The 19,340-nt window shown below is 47.6% G+C and carries 17 protein-coding genes; 13 read left to right on the top strand and 4 right to left on the bottom strand.

All coding sequences use genetic code 11. The annotated features are described in order from the left end of the window. Positions 1-54: 54 nt before the first annotated feature. On the bottom strand, positions 55-4,152 hold the full coding sequence (gene purL / locus HZB61_04500; protein MBI5055859.1) for a phosphoribosylformylglycinamidine synthase: 4,098 nt from the start codon (positions 4,150-4,152) through the stop codon (positions 55-57). A 102-nt stretch (positions 4,153-4,254) separates the two neighbouring features. Between purL and HZB61_04495 the strand changes: the two genes are divergently transcribed. The 3 genes from HZB61_04495 (at position 4,255) to HZB61_04485 (ending at position 5,581) form a co-directional block, all read left to right on the top strand. After that, positions 4,255-4,941, top strand: coding sequence for a Crp/Fnr family transcriptional regulator (locus tag HZB61_04495; protein ID MBI5055858.1), 687 nt, complete (start codon positions 4,255-4,257; stop codon positions 4,939-4,941). A 95-nt stretch (positions 4,942-5,036) separates the two neighbouring features. Next, on the top strand, positions 5,037-5,258 hold the full coding sequence (locus tag HZB61_04490; protein MBI5055857.1) for a DUF2892 domain-containing protein: 222 nt from the start codon (positions 5,037-5,039) through the stop codon (positions 5,256-5,258). Between the two features lie 161 nt (positions 5,259-5,419). Beyond that, on the top strand, positions 5,420-5,581 hold the full coding sequence (locus tag HZB61_04485) for a hypothetical protein (GenBank protein ID MBI5055856.1): 162 nt from the start codon (positions 5,420-5,422) through the stop codon (positions 5,579-5,581). A gap of 7 nt (positions 5,582-5,588) precedes the next feature. Here HZB61_04485 and bioA read toward each other — a convergent pair whose 3' ends face one another. Further along, the gene (gene bioA / locus HZB61_04480; GenBank protein MBI5055855.1) at positions 5,589-7,037 is read right to left on the bottom strand and encodes an adenosylmethionine--8-amino-7-oxononanoate transaminase; all 1,449 of its coding nucleotides are present in this window, start codon (positions 7,035-7,037) and stop codon (positions 5,589-5,591) included. 188 nt (positions 7,038-7,225) lie between these two features. Between bioA and HZB61_04475 the strand changes: the two genes are divergently transcribed. The 8 genes from HZB61_04475 to HZB61_04440 all read left to right on the top strand — a co-directional run bounded on the left by HZB61_04475 (position 7,226) and on the right by HZB61_04440 (position 15,057). Further along, positions 7,226-8,701, top strand: coding sequence for a DegQ family serine endoprotease (locus HZB61_04475; GenBank protein ID MBI5055854.1), 1,476 nt, complete (start codon positions 7,226-7,228; stop codon positions 8,699-8,701). A gap of 16 nt (positions 8,702-8,717) precedes the next feature. Next, a complete protein-coding gene (locus HZB61_04470; protein MBI5055853.1) occupies positions 8,718-9,722 on the top strand; it encodes a PIN domain-containing protein in 1,005 nt (334 codons plus the stop codon). 81 nt (positions 9,723-9,803) lie between these two features. Then, positions 9,804-10,511 (top strand): 2-C-methyl-D-erythritol 4-phosphate cytidylyltransferase, encoded by a 708-nt coding sequence (ispD, locus tag HZB61_04465; GenBank protein MBI5055852.1) that lies wholly within the window; start codon positions 9,804-9,806, stop codon positions 10,509-10,511. Next, positions 10,511-10,981 (top strand): 2-C-methyl-D-erythritol 2,4-cyclodiphosphate synthase, encoded by a 471-nt coding sequence (locus tag HZB61_04460; GenBank protein MBI5055851.1) that lies wholly within the window; start codon positions 10,511-10,513, stop codon positions 10,979-10,981. The genes ispD and HZB61_04460 overlap by 1 nt, the downstream gene beginning before the upstream one ends. A 136-nt stretch (positions 10,982-11,117) precedes the next feature. Then, complete coding sequence (locus HZB61_04455; GenBank protein MBI5055850.1) at positions 11,118-11,633, top strand: TlpA family protein disulfide reductase; 516 nt, start codon at positions 11,118-11,120, stop codon at positions 11,631-11,633. Positions 11,634-11,766: 133 nt separating this feature from the next. Then, positions 11,767-12,420: an epoxyqueuosine reductase gene (locus tag HZB61_04450; protein MBI5055849.1), complete on the top strand. Its 654-nt coding sequence runs from the start codon at positions 11,767-11,769 to the stop codon at positions 12,418-12,420. A gap of 154 nt (positions 12,421-12,574) precedes the next feature. Then, positions 12,575-13,432, top strand: coding sequence for a substrate-binding domain-containing protein (locus HZB61_04445; protein MBI5055848.1), 858 nt, complete (start codon positions 12,575-12,577; stop codon positions 13,430-13,432). Then, positions 13,432-15,057: a PAS domain-containing protein gene (locus HZB61_04440; GenBank protein MBI5055847.1), complete on the top strand. Its 1,626-nt coding sequence runs from the start codon at positions 13,432-13,434 to the stop codon at positions 15,055-15,057. The genes HZB61_04445 and HZB61_04440 overlap by 1 nt, the downstream gene beginning before the upstream one ends. A 60-nt stretch (positions 15,058-15,117) precedes the next feature. Here the strand turns inward: HZB61_04440 and HZB61_04435 are convergent, their stop codons facing one another. Beyond that, positions 15,118-15,927 carry a cytidylate kinase-like family protein gene (locus HZB61_04435; GenBank protein MBI5055846.1) on the bottom strand — a complete coding sequence of 270 codons (810 nt, stop codon included), beginning with the start codon at positions 15,925-15,927 and terminating at the stop codon, positions 15,118-15,120. Between the two features lie 95 nt (positions 15,928-16,022). Then, entirely contained in the window at positions 16,023-16,751 is a 729-nt protein-coding gene (locus HZB61_04430) for a TerC family protein (protein ID MBI5055845.1), read from the bottom strand. Between the two features lie 174 nt (positions 16,752-16,925). Between HZB61_04430 and HZB61_04425 the strand changes: the two genes are divergently transcribed. Together HZB61_04425 and HZB61_04420 are read left to right on the top strand one after the other, a co-directional pair. Further along, a complete protein-coding gene (locus HZB61_04425) occupies positions 16,926-17,453 on the top strand; it encodes a DUF4416 family protein (GenBank protein ID MBI5055844.1) in 528 nt (175 codons plus the stop codon). Between the two features lie 90 nt (positions 17,454-17,543). After that, on the top strand, positions 17,544-19,337 hold the full coding sequence (locus tag HZB61_04420) for a KUP/HAK/KT family potassium transporter (protein ID MBI5055843.1): 1,794 nt from the start codon (positions 17,544-17,546) through the stop codon (positions 19,335-19,337). The last annotated feature ends 3 nt before the right edge of the window (positions 19,338-19,340 follow it).

The following is a 19,340-nucleotide window of genomic DNA, read 5'->3' as shown; positions in this document are numbered from 1 at the left end:
ACTCTTTCTGGAAAAGTAAATTAGTATAACATTTTCAGCTACCTAAAAATCCAATCACCCGCACCATTCTCTGGCATTCTGAAACAGCCTCAGCCACGGCGATGCCTTCAAATCCTGCTTCCAGTCCTCAGGCATCCAGGGCCAATTCCTTTTCAGAAAAGTCCTTTCAGGATGAGGCATGATCGCAAGGTGTCTTCCATCCGGTGAACAAAGGCTTGCTATTCCATTGGCAGAGCCGTTGGGGTTAAACGGATATTTCATGGTAACTTCATTGTCATCATCTACATACCGCACAGGCGCGAGATCGTCTTTTTCTATTCGCTTAAGAATTGCCTCATCCGGGAAGTAAGCCCTTCCTTCGCCATGCGCAACCCAGATGCCGAGAGAGGAGCCTTCCATTCCTTTCAGCATGATTGCGGGGCTCGGCAGAATTTTAACAGTTGAAAAACGGGATTCAAACCGCCCGGAAACATTGTGAATGAATCTCGGCTGTTTTGAACCATCGATCTCCTGCCACGGGACCCATCCAAGAAGGGCCATGAGCTGGCAGCCGTTGCACACGCCGAGGCTGAACGTATCTTTTCTGTGATAAAAGTTCTGAAACTCTTCCCATATTTTTTTATTAAAACGGATCGCCCCTGCCCAGCCTTTTGCGGAATCCAGAACGTCCGCATAACTGAAGCCGCCGACAAATGCCACTCCCCTGAAACCGGATAGAGAAATTCTTCCCTCAAGAAAATCCGTCATCGTCACATCCCACGGCTCAAATCCCGCCTGATAAAACGCGGAGGTCATCTCCCGGTCGCTGTTGCTGCCCTCCTCGCGGACGATTGCAATTCTGGGGGATTGGGGGTTAGGGGTCGGGGATTGGTAACTTGCGCTTTTACCAATCCCCAATCCCCAATCCCTAATCCCTTCTTGTAATACATATTGCGGCCCCTTCCGGTCATAAATATTTTCCTTTTCTTCATCAGCACAGGACGGGTTGACCTGAAGGCGCTCAAGCTGATAACTCGTCTCCTCCCAGATGCCCCGGAGGATTCTCATGTCCTCGTTTAAAACAGTGACGGGTGACGGGTGACGGGTGACGAGACCAACTTGAATTCTCTTATCAGTTAACGTTCTGCCGATGATTTGATGTGGAACGGCAACGTCTTTGAGAATAGAAATTATTTCGTTTTCCCTTTCGGGCAGATATTCAATTACCAGACCAAGTTCTTCCGAAAATAATATCGCTATGCTTCCGTTTACCGACCCCCGATCCCCAATCCCCAACCCCTGTATTTCAATTCCGCAGTTTCCCGCAAAGGCCATTTCAAGCAATGTTGTGATCAACCCGCCGTCGCTTCTGTCGTGGCCGGACAGGACCAATCCTTTTTCAATAAGAGCTTGTATTGCGTTAAATGCCAGACTTAATAATTTTATGTCATCTACGTCAGGGGACTCATTTCCGATCTGATTATAAACCTGGGCCAGCGCGCTTCCGCCAAGGCGGTTTTTGCCTTTTCCCAAATCAATGAATATAAGTTTGCTCTGCCCGGGCCGTTTAATGTCAGGCGTGATCACTTTTGTAATATCAGGGCATGTTGCGTATGCAGAGATGACGAGCGTTCCGGGAGATTTCACAATCTCAGTTGTCTGTTCTTTTTCTTCTAAGCTCTTTGCTCTTTGCTCTATGCTCTTTTTTTGCACCTGCGCTGCCATTGAGAGGCTGTCTTTTCCGCCGTCAATTGCGATCCCGAGCTTCACTAAAATATCACTCAGCGCGACAGCGGCGTCATAGAGCTTTGCCCCCTCTCCCGGCAGTTTTGCTGCCCACATCCAGTTACCTGAGCATTTAATATCTTCAAGCGCGCTTATCTTTGCCCACACAATATTCGTTAAGGCCTCGCCCACGCTCATGCGCGCCATTGCAGCGGGGTCCAGAAGAGTTTTTACCGGCTGTTCTCCTATTGAAATCGCGGCCCCGGTCAGCCCGAAATGGCTCTGGGCAATTACAGCGACATTTGATAATGGAAGCTGAAGAGGCCCGACGCACTGCTGACGCGCAATGAGTCCGGTAACGCTGCGGTCAACCTTGTTCGTTAGGAACCTCTTTGAACCGACTGAAAGCAAACGAAGCACGCGCTCAAGGCATTGACGGGTGACGAGGGCCAAGTCATTCTTTGAAGCTGAATCCCAGGGGAAGGTAAGAGGTTGCGCTTGCATAGGCAAACGTTCAAGCTGAAATGTCTTTTGCGGCATGTCGCCGAGGATCTTCTCCAGATCGAGATTGACCGGAGTGGTTTTGTCATTTTCATCATACAGGACGATAAATCCGTCACCCGTGATTTCACCGATTACGGCATACGGGACTTTCTCTCTCGCGCACATTTTCTCGAACAGCGCGACACTCTCAGGTTTTAGAAGAAGCGCGTTCTGTTCCTGATATTCAGCGCCCCATATCTCAAGTACAGAAAGGGTGTTGTCGCCTAACTGAATTTTTCTCACCTCGATCTTTGCGCCCGCAGGATAGATAATTTCTTTTACGACATTGCAGTTTCCTCCCGCGCCCTGATCGTGGATGCTGACAATAGGATTGGCATCCCCCATTTCGACACAGGCGCGCATGACCCTGTTCATCTTCTGTTCCATCTCAGCATCGCCGCGCTGCACCGCGTTAAAATCAAGCTCCGCGATATTCTCTCCCTGTATCATGCTTGACGCGGCGCCTCCGCCGATGCCGATCCTGTAAGCCGGGCCCCCGATCTTTACCACCAGCATCCCTTTTTGCGGTTTGTCTTTTTCAATGTGCCGGGCATCCATCTGCCCGATGCCGCCGGTAAACATTATCGGCTTGAGCCATTCATAACGCTCGCCGTTTGGCAGTCTCATTCCAAACGACCGGGTAAATCCCTGTATCACTGGCTCGCCGAATTTGTTCCCGTAATCAGAGGCCCCGTTACTTGCCTGGATCTCAATCTCAAGCGGTAACGCAAGATTGCCGGGGTATGGAAATGATTGGTCTTCCCACGGCAGCTCATAGCCGGGGATCAGAAGATTGCCGACACAATATGCCGCAGTCCCCGCGATGACCAGTCCGCCTTTGCCGGTAGCTTCAACGTCACGGAGCCTTCCGCCCGTTCCTGTTTCAGCCCCGGGGAAAGGCGCGACCCCGCTTGGGAAGTTGTGGGTCTCTGCTGTAAAAATAACGTCATAGACAACGCGTTTCTTTTGAAAGCGCGAAGGGGCAAGAGGATTTTCAGGCGTTATCGTCTGGATCTCATATCCCCTGATCGAACTTGAATTGTCCCTGAATGCAATCACGCTGTTTCTGCGGTTCAGGTCGAGAGGATGCTTGACAAGCTCGATAAGATTAAGCGGCATTTCTACGTCATCTATAACGATCTTGCCTTTGAAAAACCAGTGCCGGGAATGTTCGCTGTTGGACTGGCTCAGGTCAAAGCACTCCACATTGGTTGGGTTCCTGCCGATATCTTTGACGAACAGGTTATAGTAATAATCAATGTCCCAGTCATCAAAACCAAGCCCCATCTCCCTGTTAATTTCCCTCAGTACATCCGGCCCTTTTTCAATTAAAGGCAGGACAAAGACAGGTTCTGGTTTCACCCCCGTCTCAAATGTCTCCAAAGGTTTCGGATAAGGGCACTCTGTCATCCGGTCGTAAAAGAGTGACGAGTGACGGGTGACGAGTGACGAGAGAAAGTCCGGGTCAAACTGAAAATTGTCTGTGTTCTGTGTTCTGTGTTCTGTATTCTGATTAAATATTAACAGGTATCTTCTTGATCGCTCAATCCGCCTGATCTTTGTTAGACCGCAGGCGCGGCAGACAGACACGGCGTTGGTGGACCAGGCGGTTGTAAAATTCATGCGGGGGCCAACCTCGAAAACAACGGCAGGGGTTGGGGGTTGGGGGTTGGGGGTTAAAAAACTTCTGTCGGAAAAATTCTCCTGCTCAAATGTTTCTGACAGCAGCCATTTAAGGACTTTCATTTCATCGGAAGTCAGAGGCTCCGCAGCTTCTATATAGAAACAATTTTCGGTTTTCAGCTCTATGATATCAGAAGATATCTTTTGCTGAATAAGAGACAAAAGCGCCTTCTCTTTTGATCCTGAAAGGGCCGGTGTTCTGTAAAAGCGGATTAAGCTCATCATTGTGCTTCCTTTTTTTGTTAGCCGAGGTGAATATCAGCGCAGCTATTTTAGCATTTTCATCAGTTCTTTGTAGTATATTACTCTTTATGGAGCGCTTTAATGGATGATAGCATTTCGGTACTGGAAAGAATATCCGGGGCCTTCCCTTTTTTAAGGGACGCGGATGCGGAAATTAAAAAACAAATCACGGAACATGCCTTAGTTGTGCGGATCCCAAAGGGCAAATTCGTCTTTCTGGAAGGAGATGAATGCAAACAACTGGCCCTGGTCCTCTCCGGCACTGTCAGGGTCTATAAGCCCGCTGAGAGCGGCAGGGAGATAACGCTTTACAGGCTGGGAAAAGGGGAAAGCTGCATCCTGACTGCTTCATGCATTTTCAATAATGGTCAATTTCCGGCTATCGCGATAATTGAAGAAGATGTGGAAGCGGCGCTGGTCCCAGCAGCCATTTTCCGCAACTGGATCAACCGTTATGAAATCTGGAGGGACTATATTTTCAATCTCCTCTCCAGACGCCTCTCTGACATCCTTGCCACGGTTGAAGAAGTCACATTCCGCAGAATGGACATGCGTATCGCGGAGTATCTTCTTAAACTTGCTCACACGCATAAAGACGGGATCAATATCACCCATCAGGATATTGCGATGGAATTAGGGACATCAAGGGAAGTTGTCAGCAGGATCCTGAAGCATTTTGAATCCGACAACATCATCTCTCTGGGCAGAGGGACGATCTCAATCACCGACCTCAACGGCTTATCAAAAAAAGCGGAACAGGTAAATTAATTAATCATGACTTCTGTAACATTGTCACAGACAATCTGATTCCCACCTGTTAAAGTTAAAGCAGATAATAATTAAACCTGAAAGGAGTAAGAACCATGAAAGCAAATATAGGAAGTGCAGACAGGACAATAAGGATTGTCGCAGGACTTGCAGCCATCGGACTGGGTGTTTACTTTAAGAGCTGGCTGGGTGTGATAGGGCTTGTGCCTCTCATTACATCTTTTATAGGCTGGTGCCCGCTTTATAGTGTCTTTGGATTTACAAGCTGCGGGACCTCATCCTGCTGCGGTTCAGCAGCCTGTGAAACGCATAAGTAGTTATTAATAATAACCAGGTCAACCACAGAGGCACTGAGACACAGAGAACAAAATCACCTCTGTGTCTCAGTGGTTTTTTTTGCTAAAAACACTAAAGCTCTCCCCTCAATATTCCGATAAGAATATCAGGAAAAACGGGAATATCAGAGAGAGGAGAGAGCATGTACAACTACATGGTTTTCAACACTGACCGGAAAAAGTTATACAGGGATTTTCTTGCCTATTACAAATGCGACCCGGAAGATGATTACTATATCGTTTCGGTCAATAACCCGAAGCTGCTCCAGTATCTCGAAGAGTTCCTGGATAGAAGATTGAACTGAGGCAGGCTTATCCTGTGACTTCTTTTACGGCCTCGGCGGTCAACCGTACGAGGTTTTTTAATTCCTGGTGGGATATGCTGAGGGGCGGCATCAGCACTACAACACTGCCGAGGGGCCGTATTAGCAAACCTTTTTCCTTTGCACGGCAGCAAACCTTCCAGCCTGTTTTTTCTTCGAGCGGATAAGGCTCCTTTGTCTTCTTGTTTTTCACAAGCTCTATACCAACCATAAACCCTCTCTGCCTTATTTCGCCGACATGAGAAAATGAATTCATCTTCTCCAATTCTTTCTTCAGTAAATCGATCTTCTTTTGCATCCTGTTTAAGGTCTTTTCTTTTTTGAACAGATCAAGATTGGCGAGGGCGGCGGCACAAGCTAACTGATTGCCCGTGTATGTGTGCCCGTGGAAAAAGGTCTTCAAGTCTTTGTATTCACCAAGAAACGCACTGTAAACTTCTTCGCTTGTAACTGTAGCCGCAAGCGGCAGGCAGCCTCCTGTTATGCCTTTTGCAAGGCAAAGGATGTCGGGGCTTACGTCTTCATGTTCACAGGCGAACATTCTGCCGGTCCTTCCAAAGCCCGTTGCAACCTCATCGGCGATCATAAGGATGCCGTATTTGCTGCACAGTTTCCTGACTCCTTTTAAATATCCTGGCGGCGACACGATCATGCCTCCGGCCCCCTGAACAAGCGGCTCGATGATCAAAGCGGCTATTTCCTTTAGATGCTCCTTCATTATTTTTTCCATCTCGTGGAGACAGAAAAGCCTGCACGACGGATATTTTTTACCAGGCCCGCACCTGTAGCAATACGGCGACGGCGCTTTAAAGGTTTTAAACAGGAGCGGAGAAAATATGGAGTGAAACAGGTCGATCCCGCCGACACTTACCGCGCCCACTGTATCGCCGTGATATGCGTTATTAAGTGTGAGAAATGTTTTTTTGCCTTTGACCCCTTTATGCCTCCAGTACTGGAAGGCCATTTTCAATGCTATCTCCACCGCGGTTGAGCCGTTGTCGGAGTAAAAGACGCGGCGAAGTTTGGAGTCAGGAAGCTGAGAAGTTGAGAGATTAAGAGGTTGAGAGGTTGAAAACTTCTTATCCTCCCATCTTCTCAACTTCTTACCTTCGAAATTCTGCACTATCCTCACCAGTTTCTCTGCCAATAAAACTGCCGGGGGATGTGTGAGCCCTAACAAGGTGGAGTGGCTGATCTTATCAACCTGTTTTTTTATCGCGTCGTCTATCTCTTTCTTCCGGTGGCCATGGACTGTAACCCAGAGAGACGACACGCCGTCAATATACCATTTGCCGGAAATGTCCTTCAGAAAAGACCCGCGTCCCTCCGCAATAATTACGGGCGGCCCTTCAGTCCATTCCTTCATCTGGGTAAAAGGATGCCAGAGGTACTGTTTATCCAGTTGCTCAATATGTTTGATATATGATTGGATGTTCATTGCGAACTTCGCTTTAACATGCAATTCCCTGTTGCTTGCCGCAGGATTTCTTCATTTTGCATTTTGCAGCAATTAGCAAAACAGGCTGCCATGTAGAATACCATAACATACAAATTGTGGAGCAATGTAAAATTCGATTAAGTAGAAAGGGTTTACAAGGTCAAACTATCGGATGTATAATTTGTTTAATGAAAAAGACGACATTACTGATTTTTGTGTTCGTTGCTTTGATCGCCGGTTATTTTATTGGAAATCGCATAAATATATTCCCCGCTAAGTCTACCAGCCCGCCATATGTTTACAACTTCCAGATACCGAAAGAGCTCTCCGGGGAAAGCAACGCCTTTTCAGAGGTCGTAAAAGTCATAAGTCCGGTTGTAGTAAATATCTCCACTTCAAAGATCGTGGAAAGAGACGCCAAACCTTTCTCGGACCTCTTCGACGATCAGTTTCCCGATTTATTCGAACCCTATCATAAGATGCCGAAGAAATGGAAAGAACAGAGTTTAGGGTCAGGGGTGCTGGTATCTCCCGACGGATACATTCTCACAAATGCTCATGTAGTTGAAAAGGCCGATGAGATACAAGTTACCGTATATGACCAGCAAAATTTTAAAGGCAAGATCATCGGGTCTGATCCGAAGACGGACATCGCGGTCATAAAAATCCCGGTTGAGAAATTCCCCGCAATTAAATGGGGGGATTCGGACAAAATCCAGGTCGGCGAATTTGTGCTTGCCTTCGGCAATCCTTACAGCCTGAGCAATACCGTTACAATGGGGATTGTCAGCGCGATCGGCAGGGCAAATGTAGGCATAGCGGATTATGAAGATTTTATCCAGACCGACGCGGCCATAAACCCCGGCAATTCAGGCGGCCCCCTCGTAAACATAAAGGGAGAGCTGATCGGCATCAACACCGCCATCTTCTCAAGAACGGGCGGATATCAGGGGATAGGTTTTGCAGTTCCGTGCAACATGGCCAAGTCGGTAATGACCCAGCTCATAACGCATGGCAGGGTCACACGAGGATGGCTGGGGATAACGATACAGAACTTCACCCCTGAACTTGCGAAAGAGTTCGGAATGAACAAATCCGCTGGCGCTCTTATCACGGAGATACTTAAAGGAAGCCCTGCTGAAAAGGCGGGGTTAAGAAGAGGTGATATAATTATTGAAGTAGACGATAAGGAAGTTAAAAATGTGGAGTCTCTCCGCAACATAATCGCTCAAAGTAATGTGGGGAGCAGGATAAAATTGAAAGTAATGAGGGACGGCAAGACGCTGACCCTTATTGCAAACGTAACGGAATTCCCGCAGGAAATGGCGCAGGCGGCCCCGCAGGAGCAGGAAGAAAGAAAATCTCCTGAGGAGCATACCCTCGCAGGCTTCAGCGTGATGAACATGACACAGGAGATAGCAAAACAACTGGACCTGCCGAAGGACGAGAAGGGCGTTGTAATCGTCAAGGTGGAACCGTACAGCGCCGCTGAAGACGCAGGCCTGAAAAAAGGAGACGTCATTCAGGAGATCAATAAAAGGAGCATTAAAAACATACGTGATTTTAACAGCACGGTCGCTAACGTCAGGAAGGGAGATACCCTGCTCCTTTTTATTAACAGGGGCAGCAATAAATTTTATATCACCTTAAAAATTTATTCTTAAAAAAAAGGATGTGGTTATGCTTTACAGGGTCATTTTTTTCTTAATCTTTACAGCAGGCGGATTTATTATCGGGATGAGTACGGGCGCGTCTTATCAGGGTGTTTTCTGGGGCGCCGGGGTCGGCGTAATCGCCCTCATCTTAGAGTATGTGCTCACCATGATCGGTTTCGGCACGATAGTCGGCGGACTGATAGGCCTCTCGGTCGGGCTTTTGTTTGCAAAGCTTATTTATCTTCCCATTAAAACCGTTTTCACCAACGTCGACGGGACCTATATCGGAGTTGTCATTAACGCGCTGTTCGGCTACAGCGGGCTGCTTCTTGGGCTAAGGGCGGGGAAAGACTTTACCCTTCAGAACATAGTGAAGGCCTTTAAAACCAGGGTCGAGGAAGAACACGCCAAGATCATTGACACCAGCGTAATCATAGACGGCAGGATCGTTGATGTATGCGAGGCAGGTTTCATCGAAGGGACATTTATCATCCCGCAGTTTATCCTGCAGGAGCTTCAGCATATCGCTGACTCTACTGATTCCCTCAGGAGGGCGCGCGGCAGGAGAGGTCTTGACATCCTTCACAGGGTGCAGAAACTGTCTAATGTCACGGTGAAAATAATCGATGAAGATTTCCCGAAGATAAAAGAGGTAGACTCAAAACTTGTCGCGTTAGCCAGACTGCTTGGCGCAAAGATAATCACCAATGACTTCAACCTGAATAAAGTTGCTGAGCTTCAGGGAGTCACAGTGCTGAATCTCAATGAGCTTGCAAATGCCTTAAAGCCCGTTGTCCTGCCTGGTGAGACGATGAACATCTTTATAGTCAAAGAGGGCAAAGAATATAACCAGGGCGTGGGCTACCTCGATGACGGCACGATGGTGGTGGTTGACAACGCGAGAAAACTGATAAACCAGCAGCTCGATGTTGTCGTTACAAGCGTGCTGCAAACAACCGCTGGCCGTATGATATTCGCGCGATTAAAGGAAGATGCTGACAGAGAAGAGGCAAAGGCGGCCCGGCATTAAAGTATTATCCACAGATTACGCAGATTACACAGATAAAATAACATCTGTGAAATCTGCGTAATCTGCGGATTGTTCCATTCAATGATAAAAAAAGTGATCGCTATAGTTCCGGCAGCCGGCCTGGGTAAAAGGTTCAACGCATCAATAAAGAAAACCTTTGCGGACCTTAACGGCGTCCCCCTCCTGGTCCACACTTTGAAAAGGCTCAACAGTGAAAAATTGATCTCCGAAGTGGTGCCTGCGCTCAGTGCCGAGGACATTGAGAACGGGCATGAAATGGTCAAGGCGCATAATCTCTCAAAGATAAAACGAATTGCTCCGGGGGGGAAGGAAAGACAGGACTCCATTTACAACGCGCTGAAACTTCTTGAACGGGCAGGAATTGATCCAGGCAGTATTGTGTTGATCCACGACGGTGTGCGGCCGTTCATTCCCAAAGGCTTAATTGAAAATCTCATCAGCGATTTAGAAAACTTTGACGGGGTCATTCCAGGCATACCTGTAAAAGACACGCTGAAAGAGGTTTCTTCTGACAATGTTGTGGTCACTACCATGAACCGGGAGAACATCCGCGCAATCCAGACCCCGCAGGCTTTTACTTTCGGCGTAATTAAAAAGGCATATGACGCGGCATATGCTGAAGGATCATACGCCACGGATGACGCCGCGCTCGTAGAAAAGATCGGCGGCAGGGTCAAAATTGTCACGGGCAGTCCTTATAATATTAAGGTCACAACGCCGGAGGACATGGAGATGGCGGAGTGGCTGATGGCAAAGGTGAATTTATAATGAGAATAGGGACCGGATATGACTCGCACAGATTGGTTGAGGAAAGGAAGCTCATCCTCGGCGGGGTGGAGATACCTTTTGAAAAGGGTCTGCTCGGACATTCCGATGCGGATGTGCTTTGTCATGCGATAATCGATGCGATCATCGGGGCGCTGGGAGAAGGAGACATCGGCAGGCGCTTCCCCGATACTGACGCGAAATGGAAAGGCGCGTCAAGCATTGACCTGCTCGCAAAGACTGTTGAGATGATGAAACAGAAAGGCTTTGATATCGTCAACATTGATTCAACTGTCATTGCAGAAAAACCAAAGCTTCAGCCGTATATTGAAAAAATGAAAGAGAACATCTCAAAGGCGGGCATCCCTTTAAATTCGATCAACATTAAAGCCAAGTCCAACGAAGGCATAGGTTTTATTGGCAGAGGCGAAGGGATCGCCGCGCAGGCAGTGTGCCTGTTGAAAGTAAAATAGATGCTGCTCTTCTTGTCATTCCGGCAGTCCTTAAGCCGGAATCTAATTTGTCTTTTCTGGATTCCCGTTTTCACGGAATGCACAGCACATAAGTTTTAGGGTATAATAATTTCAATTCATTATTCAGGAGGTAGTTGTGAAACATAAAGGTCTTATTCTTGTAATCATCATTGCAGTTTGTCTTGCTGCATTACTGCTCCTTCCAAAGGAAAAGAAATACACGGAGATCGCGTCGGTCGGCAAGCCTGCGCCTGCGTTTGAATTAAGGGACGCAAACGGCAACACATGGAAGCTCGCTGATCTCAAGGGCAAAGTTGTATTTTTGAATTTCTGGGCCACCTGGTGCACTACATGTAAATCTGAAGCCCCTTACAAGGAAGCCCTCTTTCAGAAGATGCAGGGCAAGTCCTTCCAGATGTTAGGAGTTCTGTTCAGGGACGACCCGTCCAATCTTTCTGAATATTACAGGACGCAGCCTGTCAGCCCTCCGACACTCTTAAGCCCTGAAAATGAGATGGCGAAACTATACGGGATAACAGGCGTTCCCGAAACCTTTATTATTGATAAGGACGGCATCGTCAGGGAAAAGTTAGTGGGGCCAAGAGAATGGACCAATCCTGAGAATATCAAAATGCTTGAGAAGTATTTGTAAGAATAAAACCACTGAGTCACTGAGACACAGAGAAAACTAAATAAAAAACTTTCTGTTCTCTACTCCTGGGCTCTTCTCCGTACCTCTGTGTCTCTGTGGTAATTTTGTGGGTCTTTGAATCTTACTTTTAAATATGTATAACAAACTTAAAGACATCGCTTTTTCCTCTGGACTGACCGCGTTCGGGGTCGCCGATGTTGCGGACCTGAGATCTCACTTTGACGCTCTCCCACTGGACCAGACAGAGGGTTTGTCATTTGGGATTTCCATAGGGGCGAGGGTCTCCGCTTCGGTCCTCAAGAGCTGCGTGACCGGTCCCACCCGTCACTATCTTCACCATTACAAGATGGTCAACCTCCTGCTCGATCAAACCGCCCTGAAAATATCTCTTGCCATACAGGACAAGGGATATAATGCTCTCCCTGTTCCTGCAAGCCAGATCGTAGACTGGGTAAAGCAGACGGCCCACCTCTCGCACAAGATGGTGGCTCTGCGCGCGGGGCTCGGATGGATAGGAAGGAACAACCTGCTGGTGCATCCTGAAGCAGGCTCCAGGATAAGGATTGCTACTGTCCTGACCGACATGCCTTTGCAAACAGATACGCTTCTTGAAAGAGACTGCGGCGGATGCAGAAAGTGTATCGAGGTATGCCCCGTGTCCGCGATCAGGGATTCCTACAGGGACTGGGACAAAGCAGCCTGCCTCGAAAAATTGAAATACTTCGCCAAAGAATACAACGTAGGGCAATACATCTGCGGCCTCTGCGTCAAAGTCTGCAAGCCGTAACACCTTATTAGTCCAAAAAAACTTTTCGGCCGCGAAGTTCCGCGAATTATCCCGAATAAGATCAGGACGCGGATTTCCGCCTCATTCTGTTACCTTCATTACCGGAATTGTTAAAAATAAGATAAACTATATATAGTAAAACGGGGCGATGGAAATGAATTACAAATCTAACAGCTTTTATATCGTAGTACTGTCTGCACTCTCGATAACTCTGAGTCTTTTTTCCGCTCCATATGCATATTCAGCAGAAAATGAATTGAAGATAGGCGGCGTCGGAAGCGCGCTGGGCACCATGAAAGTGCTCGGACTGGCATTTGAAAAAGCACATCCAGGTATCAGGGTCAAGATATTCCCGAGTCTGGGCAGCACAGGCGGGATAAAAGCTGCCGCAGAAGGTTCAATAGATATAGGGCTGAGCGGGAGAGGATTGCAGGGTACAGAAGTCAGCCTTGAATTGTCAATAACGGAATATTCAAAAACACCGCTGGTCCTCGTCGCAAATAAAAGCGTGAGAGCGTCGGGACTGACCACGCGGGAAATTGTAGAAATTTATAAAGGGGAGAAACTGGCGTGGCCGGACGGGCAGCGAATCCGCCTGATCCTCCGGCCTTCTCACGACAGCGATACATTGGTTATCAGGAAAATAACGCCTGAAATGGGCAGGGCCGTTGAAGCCGCGTTGTCACGGGAGGGGATGCTGGCAGCAGCGACAGACCAGGAGAACGCCGACATAATAGAAAAAACCCCCGGGGCTGTGGGATTTTCGACTTTGTCCCAGATTGTATCCGAAGAACGGCGGCTGCAAATACTCACTTACAATGGCATGTCGCCGGGTGTTAATAATTTTGCGAGCGGACATTATCCTATCTTTAAATCGCTCTTCATTGTAACGAAACATCAACGGTCTGACAAGGTCAATAAATTTCTTGATTTTATTAAGTCCCCGGAAGGCAGAAAAATATTGGAAGAGTACGGGAGCCTGTTCGTTGCAGATAAACCGGAAAATAAATAGTGAAGGTCTCTAAAAACATAAGCCGTATAATAACTGTCCTTACAGGGATAGTTATATTCATAGTTATGGTCGTCTTCCCGCTTGGATACTTCTTTGTTTCTTATCAAAATATGACAGGCGCGCTTGAGGCTGAAGCGGAGATCAACGCAAGAAACATTACAACCATGATCAGCGCGAACCCGGAAATGTGGGAGTTCCAGCAACTGAGACTTCAGGAGTACCTTTCACGCCGTCCGATCAGGGGGGACGCTGAAATAAGGCGCATCCTGAATTTAAGCAATAAGCTCGTTGCCGAGAATGCGGACATATTAGAGCCTCCGATCATCACGCGGTCGGAAAATATCCATGATTCAGGGGTCGTTGCAGGCAGGGTCGAGATATCCCGTTCCATGCGGCCGATCATAAAACAAACGGGGGTGGCGGTATTATTGATGCTGCCTCTTGGTTTGGGAGTGTTTCTGATTGTGTGGCTGCTGCCAATCAGGACAATCTATCGCACTGAAAAGACACTTCGTGAAAGCGAGGAGAGGTTCAGGGAGCTTTCACTTGAGTTTCAGACCGTTCTTGACTGCATCCGTGATCCGTTATTCCAGTTAAACAACGAACTGATGATACTATGGGCCAATAAAGGCGCCTCTGCCGTTCTTAATAAAGAGAGCCCGGCTGTAACAGGAAAATATTGTTATGAGTTATGGCACGGCCGTTCAATTCCTTGTGAAATATGCCCTTCGACAAGGAGTTTTGAGAAAGGGACTGCTGAGGGGGCCCAAATCTCAACTCCTGACGGCAGATTGTTTGATGAAAGAGTTTTCCCCGTAAAGGATGAAAACGGCGGGGTAAAAAGTGTCGTTGTCCTGGCTACCGACATAACCGAAAAGACCAATCTGCAGGCTGAGATGCTTCGCGCAGGACATCTTGCGTCATTAGGGGAGCTTGCCGCCGGCATTGCCCATGAGATCAACAACCCTATCAATGGGGTAATCAATTATGCGCAGTTATTGGCGGATAAAATGCCGGCCGGGACAAGGGAAGAAGATATGGCAAGCCGGATCATCAAAGAAGGAAGCCGTGTAGCGGAGATCGTTCGCAGCCTCCTGTCTTTTGCGCGGGCGAAAAAGGACGAAAAGATACCAGTCCGTATCAAAGACGTCTTGTCCGAGTCATTTACTTTGACAATGGCGCAGATCCAGAAGGACAATATTCATGTAACTATAGACATCCCCGAACATCTGCCTTCTGTCATGGCAAACCCCCAGCAATTGCAGCAGGTTTTTTTGAATGTTCTTAATAACGCAAGATACGCCCTGAACCAGAAGTATCCCGGCGCGCACGAATACAAAAAAATCGAAATAAAGGTGGAAACGGTTTTGTCGCAAGATAATAAGTATGTGCAGGTCGGTCTTCTTGACTATGGCACCGGCATTCCTTCCGGCATCCTGAATAAAGTAATGAACCCTTTTTTTACTACAAAACCTTCAGGCAGCGGGACCGGTCTTGGTTTGAGCATAAGTTACGGCATTATAAAAGACCACAGCGGCAGTCTCAGGATCGAGAGCGAGCAGGATAAGTTTACAAAGGTCATTATCACCCTGCCCCAAGCCGGGATACAAACAAGTAACGGGTAACGAGTAACAAGTAAAGAGTTAGAATCTTCAACTTTCCCGTCACTCGTTACTCGTTTAGTTTTATGGCTGATGCTTTCCCCTGTAGTGGAGTTCGCACTTCAGCGGCAGGTCTCCGGCCAATTTTTTTGCCTCTTCTTCAACGGCCTTATGTTCTCCGGGGTTGTGCACGATCCCCCGCAAGACAAGCCCGTGCTTATCGTAAAAAACATCCAGAGTAGGGACAAAGATCCTGGGGTTTGTAAGCAGCCCGGCTTTGACCCTTGCCGCATCAGCGCGTATGCGGAGGGTTTCAATTTCCGAATCGAACCGCTGCTTTTCCAAAAGTATCGCGTGCAGGGTTTTTACAATCTCGTCTTCAGAATTAACGCCGGTATCCGCAACCATGTCGTACTCAGTTGGATCGTCCCACTTTTTACTATAGACGGAGCGGATAAAACACTCTCTTTCACTATCAGTTCTCTCTATAAGCCACTTTGCCGTTTCCCTGTCAACTGACTCACGAAGCATGGTCCTTTCGAGCCTTTTTTCAACTGGCGCAACGATACGGACACTGAACGCCGGAGGAATACCCCTGAGAAGGAAATTTCCGCCCCTTCCCATAATTACCACTCTGCCTTTTAGCGCGTGATCAAGGATGAAACTTTGAACAAGGGCTGAAAACCCCCTGAATGACCAGTCATGTTTTTCCCACAGGGTCGGACAGTGCTCATCAAGGTCTTTCCCCCATTTTTCCCACTTCCCGCCTGCGGCCTTCAGGTCGGCTAAAATATTCTGCTTTTCTACATATTCATAATTTAAAAGCTTCGCTACGGCCTGCCCTATTTCCCTGCCGCCGCTTCCAAATTCCCTTGATATAGTCAGTATCGCCATGATTTCTCCTGGATTACCATCCACAGATTACACAGATTACACAGATTTTTATTTTTATTATCTGTGCAATCTGCGAAATCTGCGGATTAAATTTGTTAAGCGTCTTCATGAACATGGTCCCTTTTCTCTTCCCTTGAAACCTTCCACTTCATCCAGAGCTTTCCAGCCACGATGACTCCGGCAGCAAAGGTGATCTCTACAGCATATTGTATCACCTTGCCGGGGCTAAGCATGGTTACAATAACAGGGTCCGTAATGATCATCTCACCGCCAACCTTCCCGAGAATGGCGGCGCCGATGTAGATAATAGCCGGGTACCTGTCCATCAGCTTTGAGAGGAGGTTGCTCGTGAAAACAATAAACGGGATACTTAAACCAAGACCGAACAGGAGCAGGAACAGGTTGCCGTGCGAGGCCCCGCCCACTGCCAGCATATTGTCTGTAGCCATTGTAATGTCGGCAACGACGATTATCCTGATTGCCTGAGTTATAGTAGCAGCTTCTTTACCTGATTTGTCCTCAGGCACGCCTTCCATGAAAAGCTTTACCGCTATCCATAAGATCAGTATGCCGCCCATAAGCTTTATGTAATTTACCTGGAGGAGCTGGGCCACGAAGAAGGTCAGTATCACTCTGAGCAGGACGGCAGCGCCTGAACCGAAAAGGATCCCTTTCTTCCTCTGGTCGTGGGGAAGAGACCTGACAGCCATGGCGATCACCACGGCATTGTCTCCCGCCAGTATCAGGTCTATTATCACGATACTCATGAGACTGGAAAGAAAATTGATATCGAATGTTATGCTGCCGAAAGAACCCAAGTCCATTTTTTTAGCCGCAGATTACCGCGGAGTTACGGAGATTTTCACCTCACCTTATTTCCCCTCCCTGGCAAGGAGGGGATGGGGTGGTTGTTAAATATAAAATTATTGGAAAGGCAAATTGCCTTGCCATATCATACCAAAAATCATATCGGCAATGTTTGCTATAATTACAACTGTATGAGCAAAATACTTCGGGACCCGCATCCGGTAAAGTTATTCGTCGGGATGCTTTCACAGGATGCTTCCCTCTTTGATCAGCTTTTAGAGAAACTCCGCGAACTCTTCGGGCCTTCGGATATCGAAAGCTCCGTATGGCAGTGGCAGCACTCCGCTTATTATGAAAAAGAGATGGGCGCTGACCTGAAAAGGAAGTTTGTCTTCTTTGAGAAATTAATAAACCCGCAGACCATCTCCGGGATAAAATTAAAGACAATTGAGCTTGAAAAGCAGTGCCTCAATGAGAGCGGCGGGAGGGGAATAAACCTTGACCCGGGCTATTTGGATTCGGCAAAGATCGTCCTGGTTTCCACAAAAGACTATTCCCACCGGTTATACCTCGGCAATGGAATATACGGGGAAGTCACCCTGATCTACTCAGGCAAATCATACCAGGTCCTGCCGTATACTTACCCCGATTTCAGGACAGAAGAGTACCATGATATATTTAAAAAGGCGAGGGAGCTTTTCAAGAAAAATCCGCGGTAACATTTCGTTGCTTTCATCAACAAACCTGACGTATGATATATAGTTTTCAAATTTTAAAAATATGAGTAGGATCTTAATAGGGTTTTCGCGATGACAGGTATTATTAAAGCGATGGGGCTTGTATTCGGCGATATCGGCACAAGCCCTATATATACTGTTACGGTAGTCTTCCTCCTCCTTCAGCCCACCGCTGAAAATATTATGGGCGTCATGTCGCTGATCTTCTGGACCATGATAATCCTGGTCTTCATTCAGTACGACTGGCTCGCTATGGGATTAAGCATCAGGGGTGAGGGCGGGACCATAGTGCTCAGGGAGATCCTGGCCCCACTTATTAAGGACAAGAAGAAGGCGGTCTTTATAACCATCCTGTCTTTTGTGGGAATATCGCTGCTCATAGGCGACGGGGTCATTACCCCTGCCATCAGTATCCTCAGCGCGGTGGAAGGCTCCGTTTTGATACCGGGTTTTGAAAACACTTCACAGGGGACGATAGTATTTGTTTCAATACTGATAGCCATAGTCCTTTTTGTTGTACAGAGCAAAGGGACTGAGAAGGTCTCAGGCGCATTCGGGCCTGTTATGGTCGTGTGGTTTTTGTCCCTTTTTACCACCGGAATAATATCATTGTCAGAGGCCCCTGAAATACTGAAGGCCCTTAACCCTTATTACGGGATCAATTTTCTTATTGAAAACGGATGGAAGGGATATATCGCGCTTGGAGAGATCATCCTTTGCGCAACCGGAGGCGAGGCGCTTTATGCGGACATGGGACATCTGGGCGCAAAGCCCATAAGGCAGGCCTGGGGCGGGGTTTTTATTGCCCTGGCATTGAACTACTTCGGGCAGGGCGCGTTTTTACTGAAACATCCCGAAGCCAAAAACATACTTTTTGAAATGGTGTTTCACTTTTCAGAAACTTTCTATGTCCCGTTTCTCCTGCTCAGCATCAGCGCCACTGTGATCGCTTCGCAGGCAATGATAAGCGGCATGTTCTCGATAATTTATCAGGCAATAACGATACGCATCATGCCTCCCTTGAAAGTCGGCTATACTTCCGTCGAGAGAAAATCGCAGATATACATTGCGTCCGTGAACTGGTTTTTGCTCGCCGCCGTCCTGTTCATAATGATGGAGTTCGGGCAATCAAGCCGTCTCGCGGCGGCATACGGCCTCGCCGTCACCGGAACAATGACGATCACCGGGATCATGATGATGTGGATCTTCTATCTCAAGAAAATGCCTATGTATTCGCTTCTGGCTTTGTTTATCACAGGGGTGGACATACTGTACCTGTCTTCCAATTTCTACAAGATCCCGCACGGCGGCTACTGGTCCCTGATCATCGGCTCTGTCCCGCTTACCATGATATTGATTTACACGCAGGGGCAGAAGCAGCTTTACCGGATGATGAACTTCATGCCTTTTGAAGAGTTCATAAAAAAATTCAACAACGCTTATACGACGGCCCCGAAGATAAGAGGCACAGCGCTTTTTCTCATCAGGGACATCCAAAGCATTCCCCCCTACATTACGCAGACCATGTTTTCTCACGGCATTGTTTACGAAGACAATATTTTTATCTCCATCATGAGCAGGAGCGACCCCTACGGGGTTATCGGCTTTTACAGGGAAGACATCGCAAACGGGATAAGGTCGTTTGAGATCCAGGTGGGTTACATGGAGCTTATTTCAGCGGAGGACATTCTAAGGGAAGCGGGTATTGATGAAAGAGCGGTCTATTACGGCCTCGAAGATATTTCAGCCAAAAACCCCGTCTGGAAATTTTTCTCACTGATCAAGAGGGTGATGCCGACATTCATAAGATTTTACGAGTTCCCGACAGAAAAACTTCACGGAGTTATTACAAAGGTGACGATGTAATTT

The sequence above is a fragment of the Nitrospirota bacterium genome (assembly GCA_016214845.1).
Lineage (GTDB): Bacteria > Nitrospirota > Thermodesulfovibrionia > UBA6902 > UBA6902 > SURF-23.
The sequence above is the reverse complement of the archived record's forward strand: the minus strand, read 5'-3'. Positions and strand labels throughout refer to the sequence as shown.

Bases quoted from the DNA above. Each gene is read 5' to 3' on its own strand.
- HZB61_04495 (MBI5055858.1), top strand. From the start codon at position 4,255: ATGGATGATAGCATTTCGGTACTGGAAAGAATATCCGGGGCCTTCCCT.
- HZB61_04485 (MBI5055856.1), top strand. From the start codon at position 5,420: ATGTACAACTACATGGTTTTCAACACTGACCGGAAAAAGTTATACAGG.
- HZB61_04490 (MBI5055857.1), top strand. From the start codon at position 5,037: ATGAAAGCAAATATAGGAAGTGCAGACAGGACAATAAGGATTGTCGCA.
- HZB61_04420 (MBI5055843.1), top strand. From the start codon at position 17,544: ATGACAGGTATTATTAAAGCGATGGGGCTTGTATTCGGCGATATCGGC.
- ispD (MBI5055852.1), top strand. From the start codon at position 9,804: ATGATAAAAAAAGTGATCGCTATAGTTCCGGCAGCCGGCCTGGGTAAA.
- HZB61_04450 (MBI5055849.1), top strand. From the start codon at position 11,767: ATGTATAACAAACTTAAAGACATCGCTTTTTCCTCTGGACTGACCGCG.
- HZB61_04435 (MBI5055846.1), bottom strand. From the start codon at position 15,927: ATGGCGATACTGACTATATCAAGGGAATTTGGAAGCGGCGGCAGGGAA.
- HZB61_04470 (MBI5055853.1), top strand. From the start codon at position 8,718: ATGCTTTACAGGGTCATTTTTTTCTTAATCTTTACAGCAGGCGGATTT.
- HZB61_04460 (MBI5055851.1), top strand. From the start codon at position 10,511: ATGAGAATAGGGACCGGATATGACTCGCACAGATTGGTTGAGGAAAGG.
- HZB61_04445 (MBI5055848.1), top strand. From the start codon at position 12,575: ATGAATTACAAATCTAACAGCTTTTATATCGTAGTACTGTCTGCACTC.
- HZB61_04430 (MBI5055845.1), bottom strand. From the start codon at position 16,751: ATGGACTTGGGTTCTTTCGGCAGCATAACATTCGATATCAATTTTCTT.
- HZB61_04425 (MBI5055844.1), top strand. From the start codon at position 16,926: ATGAGCAAAATACTTCGGGACCCGCATCCGGTAAAGTTATTCGTCGGG.
- HZB61_04475 (MBI5055854.1), top strand. From the start codon at position 7,226: ATGAAAAAGACGACATTACTGATTTTTGTGTTCGTTGCTTTGATCGCC.
- purL (MBI5055859.1), bottom strand. From the start codon at position 4,152: ATGAGCTTAATCCGCTTTTACAGAACACCGGCCCTTTCAGGATCAAAA.
- bioA (MBI5055855.1), bottom strand. From the start codon at position 7,037: ATGAACATCCAATCATATATCAAACATATTGAGCAACTGGATAAACAG.